Annotated in this window: 16 protein-coding genes; 10 read left to right on the forward strand and 6 right to left on the reverse strand. The window is 53.1% G+C overall.

Annotated elements, in window-relative coordinates; translation table 11 throughout:
* Position 1: 1 nt before the first annotated feature.
* From rfaC to OCH02_RS23915, 4 genes are read left to right on the forward strand one after another with little or no spacing between them, the layout of a single operon-like run.
* Positions 2 to 967 (forward strand): lipopolysaccharide heptosyltransferase RfaC, encoded by a 966-nt coding sequence (gene rfaC, locus OCH02_RS23900; RefSeq protein ID WP_261433279.1) that lies wholly within the window; start codon positions 2 to 4, stop codon positions 965 to 967.
* Complete coding sequence (locus OCH02_RS23905) at positions 964 to 2,133, forward strand: glycosyltransferase (protein ID WP_261433281.1); 1,170 nt, start codon at positions 964 to 966, stop codon at positions 2,131 to 2,133. The genes rfaC and OCH02_RS23905 overlap by 4 nt, the downstream gene beginning before the upstream one ends.
* A 22-nt stretch (positions 2,134 to 2,155) precedes the next feature.
* On the forward strand, positions 2,156 to 3,391 hold the full coding sequence (locus OCH02_RS23910; RefSeq protein ID WP_261433285.1) for an O-antigen ligase family protein: 1,236 nt from the start codon (positions 2,156 to 2,158) through the stop codon (positions 3,389 to 3,391).
* 6 nt (positions 3,392 to 3,397) lie between these two features.
* Positions 3,398 to 4,381: a glycosyltransferase family 2 protein gene (locus OCH02_RS23915; protein ID WP_261433286.1), complete on the forward strand. Its 984-nt coding sequence runs from the start codon at positions 3,398 to 3,400 to the stop codon at positions 4,379 to 4,381.
* Here OCH02_RS23915 and OCH02_RS23920 read toward each other — a convergent pair.
* Positions 4,378 to 5,481, reverse strand: coding sequence for a glycosyltransferase family 9 protein (locus OCH02_RS23920; RefSeq protein WP_261433287.1), 1,104 nt, complete (start codon positions 5,479 to 5,481; stop codon positions 4,378 to 4,380). The genes OCH02_RS23915 and OCH02_RS23920 overlap by 4 nt on opposite strands.
* A gap of 1 nt (position 5,482) precedes the next feature.
* Positions 5,483 to 6,439 (reverse strand): polysaccharide deacetylase family protein, encoded by a 957-nt coding sequence (locus tag OCH02_RS23925; protein WP_261433288.1) that lies wholly within the window; start codon positions 6,437 to 6,439, stop codon positions 5,483 to 5,485.
* Between the two features lie 211 nt (positions 6,440 to 6,650).
* Here OCH02_RS23925 and rfaQ point away from each other — a divergent pair, with 211 nt between their 5' ends.
* Genes rfaQ through OCH02_RS23940 form a run of 3 tightly spaced genes read left to right on the forward strand, consistent with a single transcriptional unit; the run spans position 6,651 to position 9,957 of the window.
* The gene (rfaQ, locus tag OCH02_RS23930; RefSeq protein ID WP_261433290.1) at positions 6,651 to 7,733 is read left to right on the forward strand and encodes a putative lipopolysaccharide heptosyltransferase III; all 1,083 of its coding nucleotides are present in this window, start codon (positions 6,651 to 6,653) and stop codon (positions 7,731 to 7,733) included.
* Entirely contained in the window at positions 7,730 to 8,857 is a 1,128-nt protein-coding gene (locus OCH02_RS23935; RefSeq protein WP_261433292.1) for a glycosyltransferase family 4 protein, read from the forward strand. The genes rfaQ and OCH02_RS23935 overlap by 4 nt, the downstream gene beginning before the upstream one ends.
* A 2-nt stretch (positions 8,858 to 8,859) precedes the next feature.
* Positions 8,860 to 9,957 carry a glycosyltransferase gene (locus tag OCH02_RS23940; protein WP_261433293.1) on the forward strand — a complete coding sequence of 366 codons (1,098 nt, stop codon included), beginning with the start codon at positions 8,860 to 8,862 and terminating at the stop codon, positions 9,955 to 9,957.
* Between the two features lie 31 nt (positions 9,958 to 9,988).
* Here the strand turns inward: OCH02_RS23940 and OCH02_RS23945 are convergent, their stop codons facing one another.
* Positions 9,989 to 11,002 (reverse strand): glycosyltransferase family 9 protein, encoded by a 1,014-nt coding sequence (locus OCH02_RS23945; RefSeq protein ID WP_261433295.1) that lies wholly within the window; start codon positions 11,000 to 11,002, stop codon positions 9,989 to 9,991.
* 125 nt (positions 11,003 to 11,127) lie between these two features.
* On the opposite strand from OCH02_RS23945, the gene waaA reads away from it, so the two are divergent.
* Genes waaA through coaD form a run of 3 tightly spaced genes read left to right on the forward strand, consistent with a single transcriptional unit; the run spans position 11,128 to position 13,668 of the window.
* Positions 11,128 to 12,405 (forward strand): lipid IV(A) 3-deoxy-D-manno-octulosonic acid transferase, encoded by a 1,278-nt coding sequence (waaA, locus tag OCH02_RS23950; protein ID WP_261433297.1) that lies wholly within the window; start codon positions 11,128 to 11,130, stop codon positions 12,403 to 12,405.
* Positions 12,406 to 13,179: a glycosyltransferase family 2 protein gene (locus tag OCH02_RS23955; protein ID WP_261153557.1), complete on the forward strand. Its 774-nt coding sequence runs from the start codon at positions 12,406 to 12,408 to the stop codon at positions 13,177 to 13,179.
* Positions 13,180 to 13,182: 3 nt separating this feature from the next.
* Complete coding sequence (coaD, locus tag OCH02_RS23960; protein ID WP_085120057.1) at positions 13,183 to 13,668, forward strand: pantetheine-phosphate adenylyltransferase; 486 nt, start codon at positions 13,183 to 13,185, stop codon at positions 13,666 to 13,668.
* Here coaD and mutM read toward each other — a convergent pair whose 3' ends face one another.
* From mutM to rpmB, 3 genes are all read right to left on the reverse strand, one after another.
* A complete protein-coding gene (gene mutM / locus OCH02_RS23965; protein WP_261433299.1) occupies positions 13,669 to 14,478 on the reverse strand; it encodes a bifunctional DNA-formamidopyrimidine glycosylase/DNA-(apurinic or apyrimidinic site) lyase in 810 nt (269 codons plus the stop codon).
* 79 nt (positions 14,479 to 14,557) lie between these two features.
* The gene (gene rpmG, locus OCH02_RS23970) at positions 14,558 to 14,725 is read right to left on the reverse strand and encodes a 50S ribosomal protein L33 (RefSeq protein ID WP_004392084.1); all 168 of its coding nucleotides are present in this window, start codon (positions 14,723 to 14,725) and stop codon (positions 14,558 to 14,560) included.
* Between the two features lie 11 nt (positions 14,726 to 14,736).
* Entirely contained in the window at positions 14,737 to 14,973 is a 237-nt protein-coding gene (gene rpmB, locus OCH02_RS23975) for a 50S ribosomal protein L28 (protein WP_004953342.1), read from the reverse strand.
* Between the last annotated feature and the right edge of the window lie 123 nt (positions 14,974 to 15,096).

A 15,096-nucleotide genomic window follows, 5' to 3' on the forward strand; every position in this document is an offset into this window, starting at 1 on the left:
CATGCAGGTGTTGATTGTTAAAACTTCCTCCATGGGAGATGTACTCCATACGCTGCCGGCGTTGACCGACGCGATGCAGGCGATCCCCGGCATCCGCTTTGACTGGGTGGTAGAGGAAGGTTTCAGCCAAATTCCCACCTGGCATCCGGCGGTAGACCGCGTTATCCCGGTGGCAATCCGCCGTTGGCGCAAAAACTGGTTCGGCAGCGAAACCCGCCAGCAACGTTGCGACTTTAAACGTGTGGTGCAGGAACGTGACTACGATGTCGTGATCGACGCCCAGGGGCTAATCAAAAGCGCCGCGCTGATCACCCGTATCGCCAAAGGCAGCAAACATGGCCAGGACAGCAAAAGCGCCCGCGAACCTTTCGCAAGCTGGTTTTATAACCATCGCCATGATATCGACAAACAACAGCATGCCGTAGAACGCACACGTGAGCTGTTCGCCAAAAGCCTGGGCTATGACAAGCCGGACAGCTACGGCGATTACGCCATTGCGGCCCGCTTTCTGAGCCATCTGCCGGCCGATGCCGGGCAGTATCTGGTGTTTTTGCACGCCACAACCCGCGACGAAAAACACTGGCCGGAAGATCACTGGCGCGACCTGATTACGTTGGCCGCAGCGAGCGGATTAAAGATTAAACTGCCGTGGGGCGCAGAGCACGAACGTCAGCGCGCGCTGCGTCTGGCGGAAGGCTTTTCACAGGTTGAAGTTTTGCCAAAACTCAGTCTGCAACAGGTGGCCGAAGTCCTGGCAGGCGCAAAAGCCGTTGTCTCGGTTGATACCGGCCTCAGCCACTTGACCGCCGCGCTCGACAGGCCGAATATCACGCTGTTTGGCCCCACCGATCCAGGCTTGATCGGCGGCTATGGTCAGAATCAACACTCATTGATTTCCCCAGAAAAAAGCATGGCAACCCTCACCGCCGACGCAGTCTGGGCAGAGTTGCAAAAGGTTATCGAATGAAAAAGCTGCATGTTATCAATTTGGGGAAAATGGGGGGCGTTGAACGCCTGTTCCTGCAGTACATCAACGACACCAGCGACGGTAGCAATGAGGTGATTTGCATCAGCAGTGAAGTCGGCGAAGAAATACGTCGGCAAATGCCTGACCAAAAAGTTACCTTTGCGAATCGACTGTTCAACGCGCTACCACTACGCTGCCCGCAATTTTTACGCAAATACTTGCTGAAAAGAAAAATCGAGCGGGCCAACGCCGACGTGGTAATCGTTTGGGACCTGATACCGGGCCTGGCAGCAAAACCTAAACGCAGCAAGCTGGTGTATTACGATCACGGCTGTTCATGGCGCTATCCGAAAAACCACAAAACATTACGTTTTCTGGCAATGTTGGACGGCTGCATCTCTGCGTCCTACGCCTCAAAACGGGTTATGGCGCTGCGGTTTAACCTGCCTTGCCCTAATCACGTGGTGATAAATCGGCTGAAAACGCCTTCGGGCATCAGCGATAACCTGAAACCGCTCAGTAAACCGGTCAGGATCGGCACGGCATCACGCTTGGTGAGCCTGAAAGGCATTAGTGTTTCGTTGCTGATGATGCAAGAGCTGCTGCGTCGTGGGCATGACGTGACATTGGAGATCGCCGGCAAGGGCCCGGATCGGCAGGCATTTGAAGCGTTGGCGGAAAAACTCGAGCTGGGTGATCGCGTCACCTTCAGCGGCTTCCAGGAAAACGTAGCCGACTTCTTCAACCGCACGCATATCTACATGAGTACACCGATCACCGAACCCTTCGGCTTATCCTGTATGGAAGCGTTGTATTTTGGCGTACCGGTGATTTTCCCGCAGGTCGATGGCCAACCCGAGGTAATTAAAGACGGGCACTGCGGCATTGGGCTAACGCCTTCGGTGACGATTGAAGAACATCAACGCTTGACCGGAATAGCGGTAGATTTCCCGCACGATGTTTACGATCCGGTTAGCGATACCCTGGTAACGCCGAAACTGCTGTCACACCTTGAGTGCGCGAATGCGGTGGAAAGGCTGATGGTGTCGGAAATCTATCAAAGCATGAGTCAAAATGCGCAACGTTACCCGGCCGAACATTTCAGCTATGCCATGTTCAAAACCGAGTTTGAAGACGCGATGAAATCATTTATTGTCCAACCGTAATGTGAGCCGGAAACCAAGAACCATGCTACTAAAAGATACAATACCGCATCCCGCCTTCAGTTATCTCATCTATCTGGGATGCGCCATCGCCTTTTGCACGATCCCTTTCGGCTCCGATACCGGGCGCAATCTTTTTTATGTCGCCAGCTATATCTCATTTATCGCCGTCTGTTTAAACCTGAAGTATTATTTTAAAAACAAAAGAAACCTTATCGTGCCCATTTTATTTTTCTGCGTCGGCATGGGAAGCATTTTCTGGCTGCAGCACTTCAAACAACCGGGCGATTACATCAATATTTACCGCTCATACATGTCGACCGGCAAGTTGCAGATCGCCACCGCTTTTATTCTGCTCATCGCGCTAAATGAGCGCCTTTGCATGCAGCGCGCATTTATTATTATTGCGTTGGTGGCAGGTATTACGGTCAACGGTTATTCCCTCTATCAGGGGCTGTGGCTGGATATTCCACGTGTAGAACTCAATTTTGATCGTGCCACCGTTGCCGCTTACCTGATTACTGCCATCAACCTGGTGATGATGCAGACAATACTGATGCTACAGACCAAATACCGCATCCCGCTATACATTATCGGATTCCTGGTGACCTTCTCCACACTGGTGATCACCGGCACGCGAGCGGCAATGCTGGTTTATCCGGTTGCCGTTGCCCTGTCGATATTGGCGACAAAGAGTCTGATTTCCCATAAGCATAAAATTCAGTTGATTGCCTCAGTGCCGCTGCTGCTCCTTGTCTGCGGCTTCATCTTTAAATCACAGATAGAACAGCGCATTACCGATTTTAAAACCAATATGCAACTGGTGAATACTCCGGAAATCGATAACTCGGTTATGTCCCGTCTTTCGATGCAAATAATCGGCGTACGTACTGGTACCATGGCACCCCTGGGGCAGTCTGCAGAGCAACGCGGAGAGGAAATCAAAACCATTGTCGCCAAGCAGCCTGAACTGTATGGCGTCATGCCTTATATCAATGTGCATCTGCATAACGAACTGCTGGAGACCTATTCACTCAAAGGTGTTTGGGGCGTGTTATTTTTGCTGGCGCTCTACATTGGCCTCTTCGTTTCTTCACTCAAGCCCTATCGTAATGCGATGCTGCTGGGAGTGACATTCAGCCTGTTTGTCTATGGACTCAGCGACGTTATCTTCTTCAGCACCGAAGGCACTGCCATGTTCTGCCTGGCGATTATCGCCAGCGTGTTATCAGTGAAGAAAACGCCCCCGGCTCAGGATTGAAAAAACATGGATTCATCACCACACCTGCTCAGCTTTATCGTGCCATTTTACAATAACGAAAATTTCGTGGTCGCCAGCCTGAGCTCGCTGTTCAACCAGATTGGTGATGATATTGAGGTAGTTATCATAGATGATGGCTCAACGGACGCATCCGCTTCACTGGTTCGCCAACTATTGGCCGAACGGCAGCATCCGCATGTGACTTTTATCTCGCAGAAAAATGGTGGCATCGCTTACGCCCGTAACATCGGGCTGCATCACGCCAAAGGGCGCTATATTACGTTCCTTGACGGTGATGATTTACTGAGCAGTAACTACCTGACCATCCTGCGGCCATTGCTGATTGCCAATGAATATGACCTGATTGACTTTAACTATCAGAAATTCACCGAAACCCCGCCGGCACAAGCTGTCGAGACAGGCGCTAACTGCAGCACTTATGATTTTGCCAATCGCGGGCTGTCCTGTTTAACCCCATTATTTGCCAACTCAATGTGGCATCTCTGGAGCCGGGTCTACAGGCATACATTGCTGGGGAGCGAGTCATTCGAAAACGGTCGACGTTATGAAGACGTGATCTTCACCCCTTTCCTGTATTTCAAAACCCGGAAGATTGCCCATATCGAGCAGGTGCTTTATTTCTACCGTGACAATGGCCACGGGATCACCCGCAATGTCAAAGCCAAAGACATTGAAGATATGCTGTTTGCTATCAACAAAATGCTGCGCTATATCGACCAACATCCCGGTGATGAACCGCTGCGGCAGTTGGCGGCCTTAATGCTCGCCAACTGTTTTTCTGAAATGAGGGGCATGTCGAAGGTGCTGTATGGGTACTATCACTATCAGCTGGAGGTGCTCCACACTCTTCGCCGGCTGGCTGGCGTATGCCGCAATAGTGATGTACCGCGTAAAAAAATCCTGCAAATGCGCTACGCCCGAATAGATTCCTGGCTGTCAAAAATCCGCTGGCGATTGAAAAAGCGCTAAACGCGCGCTTTATCCAACGACAGATGATCCACCACTTCGGCGTAAATACGCTGCGGCTGGATCACCCCCATCGGGCTTTCCGCCTCCAGTGGCATGGTATAGCCGGTGCGGGAAACCTGAATAATCCGATGAAGTTCCAGATCCTGAATCGGCCCGGTAGAACGTGAATCAGCGGTGACAAACAAACTGATGGTTTTAACTTTCAACGCCACCGCCAGGTGCAGCGGCCCGGTATCGCCGGTGATCAGCACATGGAAACTGTCGATCAGCGTCAGCAGCCCCTGCAACCCCGTTTTACCAATCTGATTGTCGACGCATGTCCGGGTTTCAGGGCTGACCTGGCTCAGGAATTGCTGCGCTTTGCCTTCATCAAAAGGTCCGCCAATCAGTACTATGCGTACGTTGGCCTGCCTGGCCATCAGGTCGTCCGCCAGCCGGACAAAATGCGAGACGGGCCAGCAACGAGACTCGGTAGAGGCCCCAAGCTGGAACCCAATCGTACAGTGCTCAGTGCTTTTGACACCTGGCTGGTAAGGCGCTGGAATTTCCATGGTGGGATCATCACTACGGCAGCCCAGAATTGAAATCAGCTCCAGCTTGCGACGAATAAAGTGACCGTAGTAATGGAAAATATAGTTGGTCAGCCAAGGCTCAAGCCCGCAAATACCTGAGCTGTAGTTATCCCTGATAATATATTTCGCCCCGGATAAGACGGCGCTAATAATGTCATACGGCAGATGTGAGTGCAGGATCAACGCCAAGTCAGGCTGATGCTCGCGCAATGATTTTAGCAACGGGCGCATGGTTTTGATTTTACTGTCCCAGTACACCACCCGATCGTAATAGCGACCGTTCTCGACCAGTTCCTGGTTCTTTTTATGCACCACCAACGTAATGTGGGCGTCAGGGTAGCGCTCCCGCATCGCACGCAGCGCAGGCGTGTTAAACATAAAGTCACCCAGCGCCGTGGTGGAATAGATAACGATATTGTCAAACTGCAGCCGACTGTCGAAAGTCGCCTTGTCCTGGAAACGACCGGACTTTGCGGTATAGCGTCGCAGAAACCAATCCGCGACCTTAATTTTCCATTTTTTCGACATGTCAGTTCACTTTAAGTTGATAATACTCGGCCAGCGTCATGCCTATCGTGCGTTGCTGCAGCCAGGCAAAAAGCTGTTCCAAATCACGATACAACACTTCAATATCCTGCTGTGTTTTAAAGGTCGGGCTGCCGCCAGGCATAAACTCGGACGAATGCAGCATAAACTCAACGTAGTCATGCCCCTGTGTCAGACATTGCTCCGCCACCGACTTCATTTTTTCCAGGTTACCGCCGCTGGGCCGCAGCCAGTTGACCGACGGTGAACGCTGTTTGCCACGCAGGCTATCGTAACCCTGCTTTAGCGTATTCATCAGTGCCGAATGCTTATACTGAATGCTCATCGGCACTTCCAGCAGCGGTGAGGAACCCGCCCTGGCGATATTTTCCGGATCGATAAAATAGGCCTGCGATGGGAAGTTACGGTAGTCGGTGCCGCCGTTGCCTTGTGGATTACCCGGTGAATATTGCCAGTTAACTCGCGGCGTCACCGAGCAATCAACCTGATAGCCGTATTCCAGCAGCAAAGTGGCATAGTATTCATTAAACGCCCAGCGCCCGGCACGGTGGCTGAGCATCTTGGTCTGGAAGCTGTCTTCCAGCAATTTGGTCATATGATCGACCTTGGCGCGGATTTGATCGGCCGGATATTCGATCAGATAGGGTTTATGCCGCCAGTCGTCGTCGGTTAATGGCGTCAGCGGTGGACTGTTCCAGGCATGCAGGTGCATGCCTACTTCCCCGGTATTACGCGCAATCACATCGCGGGCGAACTCGACATATTCTGCATCTACCGCCATTTCATAGTTGGTGAGGTACACCGGCTTAAAGCCATATTTCTCACACAGCGCCTGAAAGCGCGGCAAAAAGCGCGTGTTTTCGGTCGAAATGCGATCGTGGTTTTGCCACAAATTGTCGCCTTCGGTATCAATGGTGATGAGAAACGCCGGTTTAGTCATAAATATCGAGCCTGATATCAACAGAATACATTATGTTACGCAGGGCGTTTCGCCAGGGCAAACGACTTTGCTGCCTGGTTTGGACAACGTTGAAGGCCTTTTGTCACTCCCCCAGGCTATTTTTTCACTTCACGGCAAGAAAACCGAGCAACAGTAGCCACATGCGATCGGGTCATTTAGAATCAAAGATTGGTTTCCCTGAAAGCGACTCATGATGAACGACGCGCCAGCCCTAACTCCTGATACCTCGATACAGCGTATTCTGATCGTTAAACTTCGCCATCATGGCGATATGTTGCTGATCACGCCGGTCATCAATACCCTGCGGCAAAACTACCCGCAGGCACAGATCGACGTACTGCTGTATAAAGAAACCCAGGAAATGCTGGCCAGCCACCCGGCGCTGTCAAACGTCTTCGCTATCGATCGTCAATGGAAAAAACAGGGTACTAAAGCGCATCTGCGCCATGAACTTAATTTGATACGGCAGCTTAAGGCCCAGGGTTACGATCTGGTGGTCAATCTGGCCGATCAGTGGCGCAGCGCCCTGCTCACCAGGCTGACCGGCGCGCGTATTCGTCTGGGTTTCGATTTCCCCAAACGTCAGGGCTTCCTATGGCGCCATTGTCATACCCATCTGGTTCCGGTGAGCGATCACGCCCGGTTGCATACTGTTGAACAGAACCTGTCACTGTTACAACCGCTCAACCTGCCCAATCTTAGCCAACAGGTGACCATGAGCTACCCGGCGCAGGACTGGCAGACCTGCGAACAGTTGTTGCAGCAACAGGGGATTAGCGGTGATTTTATTGTGGTGCAACCCACCTCCCGCTGGTTCTTCAAATGCTGGAGCGAAGAGAAAATGGCGGCCACTATCAGCGCACTGCAGGCCGATGGTCACCAATTGGTGGTCACCTCCGGGCCAGACGCAAAAGAACGTGAAATGGTGGAGCGCATTTTGGCACTTTGCCCGCCGCAGGGCGTAATTTCGCTGGCAGGTCAACTGACGCTGAGGCAACTGGCCGCCCTGATTGACCACGCTAAACTGTTTATCGGCGTAGATTCAGTGCCGATGCATATGGCCGCGGCGCTGCAGACCCCCTGCATCGCACTGTTTGGACCTTCCAAACTGGTGTTCTGGCGCCCCTGGCAGGTCATAGGCAACGTGATATGGGCCGGAGACTACGGCGACTTACCCGATCCGGACGCCATCAATACCGGCACCGATGAACGTTATCTGGACCTTATTCCTACAGACGCGGTGATTGCAGCCGCGCGGAGCACGCTGGCATGAAAGCATTTCGTTTGGCGATCGTTCGCCAAAAATACCGCCCGGACGGTGGCGCTGAGCGTTTCGTTTCCCGCGCCCTTGAGGCGCTGGAACAGCAGGACCTCGATCTGAACGTTATCACCCGCGAATGGCAGGGTGACGCCAATCCAAACTGGCATATCCACCTGTGTAATCCGCTAAAATTCGGCCGCATCAGCCGTGAACGTGGCTTTGCCGAAGCAGCCAGAGCACTGTGGCAGAAAGAAAGCTTCGATCTGGTGCAAAGCCATGAACGCATCCCAGGCTGCGATATTTACCGCGCCGGTGATGGTGTCCATCGCCGCTGGTTGCTGCAACGGGCACGTTTGTTGCCGGAATGGCGTCGTAAATGGTTGTTCTCCAATCGCTATCACCGTTACGTAATGTGCGCAGAACGGGCAATGTACGCTGCACCGGAACTGAAGGCCGTTATCTGCAATGCCGAAATGATTAAGCAGGAAATCATTGATGACTTCGGAGTCCCCGCCGATAAAATCACGGTGATCTACAATGCCATTGATAATCAAAAATTTCCGCCCGCCGATGCCGAACTACGCCAGCAGCTGCGTCTGCAGTATCAGATCCCGCAACAGGCTCACTGCCTGGTTTTTGTCGGCTCCGGTTTTGAACGCAAAGGGCTGGCCGCTGCCATCCGTGCCGTCGCGGCGACCGAAAGCTATCTGTTGGTGGTAGGTAAGGATAAGGCGGAAAAACGTTATCAGGCGCTGGCGCAATCACTGGGCTGCAGCGATCGGGTGCGATTTATGGGGGTGCAGAAACAAACGCTGCCGTTCTACCAGGCCGCCGATGCGCTGTTGTTGCCTACGCTGTACGATCCGTTCCCCAACGTGATTCTGGAAGCCATGTCCTGCGGTCTGCCGGTCATTACCAGCACCACCTGCGGTGGCTCGGAGTTTATCACTCAGGGGCAAAATGGCTTCGTTACCGATGCCCTTGATGTCCCCGCGCTGGTCGCGGCAATCGTAGCGCTACCGCGCCAGGCCCTGGGCTCCGCCATGGGTGAGGCAGCAAGAGCGCGTATCATGTCGGCCACTCCGGCGCGCCTGTCGGAACAGCTGATCTCCCTTTATAACCGGCTGCTGGATTAACTATGCGTATTCTGATGATTATCGACGGCCTGCCTGGCGGAGGCGCTGAAAAAGTGGTTCTGACTCTGTGCCAGGGAATGCAGCAAATGGGTCATGACGTCAGTCTGATTTCATTGCGCGACGTCTGTAACTACCCGATCCCCGCAGGCATTCACTATCAGGTGGTCGCGGACCATAGCCGCTCACCATGGCGCAAACTGACTGAACTGTCACGCCGCGCCGCCGCACTGGATCGGGCGATCGCTGACAATGAGCGCCAACAAGGTGCCTATGATTTGGTGTTCTCCAACCTGCATAAAACCGATCGCATCGTCAGCCGCAGCAAGTTGCTCTCGTCAGACCGCCTGTGGTTCTGCATTCACGGTATCCTGTCGACCTCTTATCTGGGCCATCGCAAGGGGCTGGATCGTTGGCTGAAACAACGGAAAATCACCCAGGTTTACCAGGGCAGAAATATCGTTGCCGTCTCACAAGCCGTGGGCAACGACTTACAGCAGAACTTGCCGATCCGCCCAAACAGGTTGGCGGTGATCAATAATCCGTTTGATATTGCCGCCATCGAGCGGCAGGCGGCGGAACCCTGTGAGCTGGCAGGCAAAGATTATTTGGTACACGTCGGACGGTTTCATCCTCATAAGCGCCACGACCGCCTGCTAAAGGCCTATGCGCTATCGGGTATACAAGCCCCGCTGACGTTGATTGGCACCGGCAGCGAAGCCAGCATAGGGGAAGTGAAACAACTGGCAAACCAGTTGGGTATCGCAGACCGCGTGCTGTTTCTGGGCTTCCAGGCCAATCCCTACCCGTTTATTCGGCACGCATCGCTGCTGGTACTTAGCTCTGACAGCGAAGGCTTTGGTAACGTGCTGGTGGAGGGGCTACTCTGCGGTACCCCAGTGGTCAGTACCCGTTGCCCGGGTGGGCCTGCGGAAATTCTGGAAAAAGCGGGAATGGATAACGCACTGGCGGAACTCAATGAAAAATCACTGGCGGAAAAAATGGCAGATATTTATGCCAATCCACCAGAGATTAATTACCAACAGCTGTTGGGCTATGGACTAGAGCCTATTTGTCAGCAATATCTGGCACTCAAAAAATAAATAAGGCAGGGGATCCCTGCCTCATAGTTAATTAATTTAACGTCTGTATTTTTTGCCAGACGTCTTCCACAGAAACATCAATACAGTCGCCCGATTCGGTTTGCAGAATCTGATAGCGTCCAGACCATGGATGCCAGGATTCTTTATCCGTATCGCCAAAGAAGACCACCATGTCTTTATTCAACGCTGCAGCCAGATGCATCTGCCCACCATCGCTGCACAACACCCTGTCGCATAAATCAAAACCGGCCAGCAGTTCACGCACCGACGCCGTTGGGTACAGCGCCACGCGCTCGCTCTGACATAACGCCAACAACTGCTCTGCGCGTTTCTGATCGCCAACATCGTCCGGCGTTAACGTGCCCTGAGGCGACCAGAAAATCAGTACCGCCGTATTCTGTTCGGCGAGTAAGCGGTTGATAATTTCGGCATAGCGCTCGATCGGCCAACGCCGCTTAGGGCTGCGACTGCTGATATGAACCGCAAAAACTCGCTCGACCGGCGGCAGGCATTGTTGCAAACGCTGCGCCGCCTGCTGGCGTTCTTCCGCCGTCAGGTACACCTGCACCGGGGGGATAGGAATGCGCTGGTCGGTAATCGCCGAAAGGTAGCTGTAGGTGTGCTCTACCTGATGTTTGCCGCTGAAATTTTCCTTACGAAAAGGATGATGGATATCAGGCGTACCCAAATCTGCGCCAATAATATTGCCGATCCCCGCCATTTTTGCCAATCGCAGGCTGTACTTGCAAGGAACCGGGTTAGCCAGGATCGCCGCGTCGAATTTTATTTTACGCAGTTTAAGAAAAATCATCAGGCGTTCGAAATAAACCCCCAGCGTGGTTTCATTTTTCGCCTTGTGCTTTGCCTTTTTATAGACGAAAACCTTTTCAAGGTGCGGGTTATTTTTAACAACATCCTGACTGACTTTATTGATTAACAGATAAAGTTTGGCATCAGGATAGGCAATTTTCACCCCTTCGATCAGCGGAGTGGTACAAACAAGATCGCCAATATTGTCACGGCGAATAATTAAAATATTCTTCATTCCAAGCCTATCAGCGAAATCTCTCGCCTGTTGTCCGAAACTGACACCCAAGGTTACCAAATTAGCGCCTTTCCCTTCCAGTTATGGTACTATTCTGAATAACCCATATAAATGAAATTGATAGAATGTTGCTGCGTTTATATCAGGTACTACTCTACCTCATCCAACCCCTGATCTGGCTCCGCTTACTGTTGCGCAGCCGCAAAGCTCCAGCCTACCGTAAACGCTGGGCAGAACGCTATGGCTTCTGCGCCGGTAAAGTCGTACCGGGTGGCATCATGCTGCATTCTGTCTCCGTAGGTGAAACGCTGGCGGCCATCCCGTTGGTCCGCGCGTTACGCCACCGTTACCCCTATTTACCGATTACTGTGACCACCATGACGCCGACTGGTTCAGAACGCGTGCAGTCCGCCTTCGGTAAAGACGTTCATCATGTTTATCTGCCTTACGACCTGCCCGGCTCGATGCGTCGTTTCCTGGATCAGGTAAACCCCAAGCTGGTCATCATCATGGAAACCGAGCTGTGGCCCAATCTGATTAACGCCCTGCATCAGCGTCAGATCCCTCTGGTCATCGCCAACGCCCGACTTTCCGCCCGCTCTGCCGCAGGCTATAAAAAAATCGGCGGTTTTGTCCGCGATATGCTGCGCCGCATTACGTTGATCGCCGCGCAAAATCAGGAAGATGGCGAACGTTTTGTCGAACTTGGCCTGAAACGCTCACAACTGACGGTAACCGGCAGCCTGAAATTCGATATTTCCGTTACCCCGGAGCTGGCCGCACGCGCAATCACGTTACGCCGCCAATGGGCGCCGCGTCGCCCGGTGTGGATTGCCACCAGCACCCACGAAGGTGAAGAAAGCATTCTGCTGGCCGCACACCGTAAACTGCTGGAAAAACACCCTGACCTGCTGCTGATCCTGGTGCCACGTCACCCGGAACGCTTCTCTACAGCCAAAGAGCTGGTGCAAAAAGCCGGCTTCAGCTACACCCTGCGCAGCAGCGGTGAAATTCCGTCAGGCGGTACCCAGGTGGTGATCGGCGATACCATGGGCGAACTGATGCTGCTGTACGGTATTGCCGATCTGGCCTTCGTTGGCGGCAGCCTGGTAGAGCGCGGTGGACATAACCCGCTGGAAGCTGCTGCGCATGCCATCCCGGTGCTGATGGGGCCACATATCTTCAACTTCAAGGATATCTGCGCCAAACTGTCACAGGCCGAAGGTCTGATCACCGTGACCGATGAAGATTCGCTGGTCAAGGAAGTGGCTACGCTGCTCACCGACGAAGACTATCGCCGCTATTACGGCCGCCACGCGGTAGAAGTGCTGTATCAAAACCAGGGTGCGCTGCAGCGCCTGCTGCAACTGTTAGAACCGCATCTGCCGCCTCGGAGCCATTAAATGAGCGCGCGCAAAAGCCTGTCGGTGGTGATTATCGCCAAGAACGAAGCCGGGCTGCTGCCGGATTGTCTGCAATCCGTAGCCTGGGCCGACGAAATCGTCATGCTCGACTCAGGCAGTCAGGATGACAGCGTCGCCGTGGCCGAAAGTTTGGGCGCCAAAGTATTCACCCACGTCGACTGGCAGGGATTTGGCAAACAGCGCCAACTGGCTCAGAGCTACGCCAGTCACGACTATATTCTGATGATCGACGCCGACGAACGCGTTACGCCGGAGCTGCGCCAGTCAATTGAACAAACCTTGACCGCACCGGACGATAATCAAGTCTACAGCTGCGCACGCCGCAACCTGTTCCTCGGGCGTTTTATGCGCCACAGCGGCTGGTACCCGGATCGCGTCAACCGACTGTACGCCAACCAGCGCTATCGCTATAACGACAATCTGGTGCATGAGTCGCTCAATATCAACGGGGCGAAAGTGGTGCCTCTTAACGGCGATCTACTGCATCTGACCTGCCGCGACTTTTTTGCCTTCCAGCGCAAACAGCTGCGTTATGCCGAAGAATGGGCCAATCAACGCCACCAGGCCGGCAAACGCTGCGGCTATCTCTCGATACTGACCCACACTCTTGGCGCCTTCTGCAAAACCTGGCTGCTGCGTGCCGGCTTTCTGGACGGTAAACAGGGGTTGCTGTTAGCCGTGGTCAACGCGCAATATACTTTCAATAAATATGCCGCACTCTGGGCATTGGGCCGCAACTTTTCAGAGAAGTAAATCATGACCCGTAAAGCCATTTATCCCGGTACTTTCGACCCCATGACCAACGGCCACCTGGATTTGGTAACCCGTGCGTCACTGATGTTCGATCACGTCATTTTGGCGATTGCCGCCAGCCCGAGTAAAAAGCCGCTGTTCACACTGGAAGAGCGCGTAGCTTTAGCCAGCCAGGTGACATCTCATCTGGATAATGTGGAAGTGCTGGGGTTCAGTGAACTGATGGCGCATTTTGCTGCCCATCAGAATGCCAATATTCTGGTTCGCGGCCTGCGTGCGGTATCTGATTTTGAATATGAACTGCAGTTGGCCAATATGAATCGCCATTTGATGCCGACGCTGGAAAGTGTGTTCCTGATGCCTTCCGAAGAGTGGTCGTTTATCTCGTCCTCGCTGGTGAAAGAAGTGGCGCGTCACGGCGGTGACATCGCCCCTTTCCTGCCGGCAGTGGTCACTCAGGCATTGTTCGAGAAACTGGCCGCGCAATAATCAACGCTGGCAGCGTGGGCAGAAGAAAGTGCTACGCTGCCCATGCTTGGCGGATTCAATCGGCGTGCCGCAAGCGCGGCAAGGCTCACCCGCACGACCATAAACCTGCAATTCCTGCGCGAAATAGCCTGGTTTACCATCCGACTGCAGGAAATCCCGCAGCGTAGTTCCGCCCTGTTCTATCGAACGCAGCAATACCGCCTTAATGGTTGCCACCAAGACTTCGGCCTCCACCTTGCTCAGCGAACCTGCAGGCCGGTCAGGCAGGATCCTGGCGGTAAATAGCGATTCACTGGCATAGATATTACCCACCCCCACGACCAGCTTGTTATCCATCAACCAGGGTTTAATCAGCGTCCGCTTGTTGAGTGATTTTTCGTACAGGTAGGCACCGGTAAAGGTTTCACTCAAGGGTTCCGGCCCAAGATGAGCCAGTACATTGCTGGTCGCCAGATCGTCACACCATAGCCAGGCACCAAAACGGCGCGGATCGGTATAACGTAGCGTCATGCCGTTGCTGATCACCAGATCGACGTGGTCGTGCTTCCCAGCCTCAGTTTCTTCCGCCAACATCCGCAGGCTGCCTGACATCCCCAGATGGACGATAATCCAGCCGCTAGCCAGTTCAATCAGCAGATACTTGGCACGACGCTGCACGCTCAGTACCGGCTGGTCGCTTAACGCCAGAATTTGCTCGGAGACCGGCCAGCGCAGGCGCGCATTGCGTACCACGGCATATTGAATGCTATGACCAACCAGGTAAGGTTCAATACCACGGCGGCTGGTTTCAACTTCTGGTAATTCAGGCATCTGGCGCTCTCCTGTCGGTTTTCTACCTTTAGAATGCAAAAAACCCGGCCTGAGCCGGGTTTTTATTAATCCGCTAAAATTATTTAATTTTAGCTTCTTTGTAGATCACGTGCTGGCGGACAACTGGATCGAATTTCTTCAGTTCCAATTTTTCCGGCTTAGTACGCTTGTTCTTCGTGGTGGTATAGAAGTGACCAGTACCAGCAGAAGAAACCAGCTTGATCTTCTCGCGAACACCTTTAGCCATGATGCAGTTCCTTAATACTTCTCACCACGGGTACGCAGATCGGCCAAGACCGTCTCAATACCCTTCTTATCAATAACACGCATACCTTTAGCAGATACACGCAGCGTTACAAAGCGCTTCTCAGCCTCAACCCAAAAACGGTGTGAGTGCAGGTTCGGCAGAAAACGGCGTTTGGTCGCGTTCATTGCGTGGGAACGGTTGTTACCGCTCACCGGGCGCTTGCCAGTAACTTGGCAGACTCGTGACATGTCTATTCTCCAAAAATCAAATCAGCTCGAGCTTCGTATAGAGTATGGCCGCCTCGTCAGGCTTTTAGAGCCCATCTCAGCAAACTTCATACTGAGGAGACTCTCGTCATCAGGTTAGAAACC

The organism is Serratia quinivorans (assembly GCF_946227985.1).
GTDB classification, from domain to species: domain Bacteria; phylum Pseudomonadota; class Gammaproteobacteria; order Enterobacterales; family Enterobacteriaceae; genus Serratia; species Serratia quinivorans_A.

Coding starts and splice junctions, on each gene's coding strand:
- waaA (WP_261433297.1), top strand. CDS start 11,128: ATGTTGCTGCGTTTATATCAGGTACTACTCTACCTCATCCAACCCCTG.
- rpmG (WP_004392084.1), bottom strand. CDS start 14,725: ATGGCTAAAGGTGTTCGCGAGAAGATCAAGCTGGTTTCTTCTGCTGGT.
- rfaC (WP_261433279.1), top strand. CDS start 2: ATGCAGGTGTTGATTGTTAAAACTTCCTCCATGGGAGATGTACTCCAT.
- OCH02_RS23925 (WP_261433288.1), bottom strand. CDS start 6,439: ATGACTAAACCGGCGTTTCTCATCACCATTGATACCGAAGGCGACAAT.
- OCH02_RS23910 (WP_261433285.1), top strand. CDS start 2,156: ATGCTACTAAAAGATACAATACCGCATCCCGCCTTCAGTTATCTCATC.
- OCH02_RS23905 (WP_261433281.1), top strand. CDS start 964: ATGAAAAAGCTGCATGTTATCAATTTGGGGAAAATGGGGGGCGTTGAA.
- OCH02_RS23935 (WP_261433292.1), top strand. CDS start 7,730: ATGAAAGCATTTCGTTTGGCGATCGTTCGCCAAAAATACCGCCCGGAC.
- mutM (WP_261433299.1), bottom strand. CDS start 14,478: ATGCCTGAATTACCAGAAGTTGAAACCAGCCGCCGTGGTATTGAACCT.
- rfaQ (WP_261433290.1), top strand. CDS start 6,651: ATGATGAACGACGCGCCAGCCCTAACTCCTGATACCTCGATACAGCGT.
- OCH02_RS23940 (WP_261433293.1), top strand. CDS start 8,860: ATGCGTATTCTGATGATTATCGACGGCCTGCCTGGCGGAGGCGCTGAA.
- OCH02_RS23945 (WP_261433295.1), bottom strand. CDS start 11,002: ATGAAGAATATTTTAATTATTCGCCGTGACAATATTGGCGATCTTGTT.
- coaD (WP_085120057.1), top strand. CDS start 13,183: ATGACCCGTAAAGCCATTTATCCCGGTACTTTCGACCCCATGACCAAC.
- OCH02_RS23915 (WP_261433286.1), top strand. CDS start 3,398: ATGGATTCATCACCACACCTGCTCAGCTTTATCGTGCCATTTTACAAT.
- OCH02_RS23955 (WP_261153557.1), top strand. CDS start 12,406: ATGAGCGCGCGCAAAAGCCTGTCGGTGGTGATTATCGCCAAGAACGAA.
- OCH02_RS23920 (WP_261433287.1), bottom strand. CDS start 5,481: ATGTCGAAAAAATGGAAAATTAAGGTCGCGGATTGGTTTCTGCGACGC.
- rpmB (WP_004953342.1), bottom strand. CDS start 14,973: ATGTCACGAGTCTGCCAAGTTACTGGCAAGCGCCCGGTGAGCGGTAAC.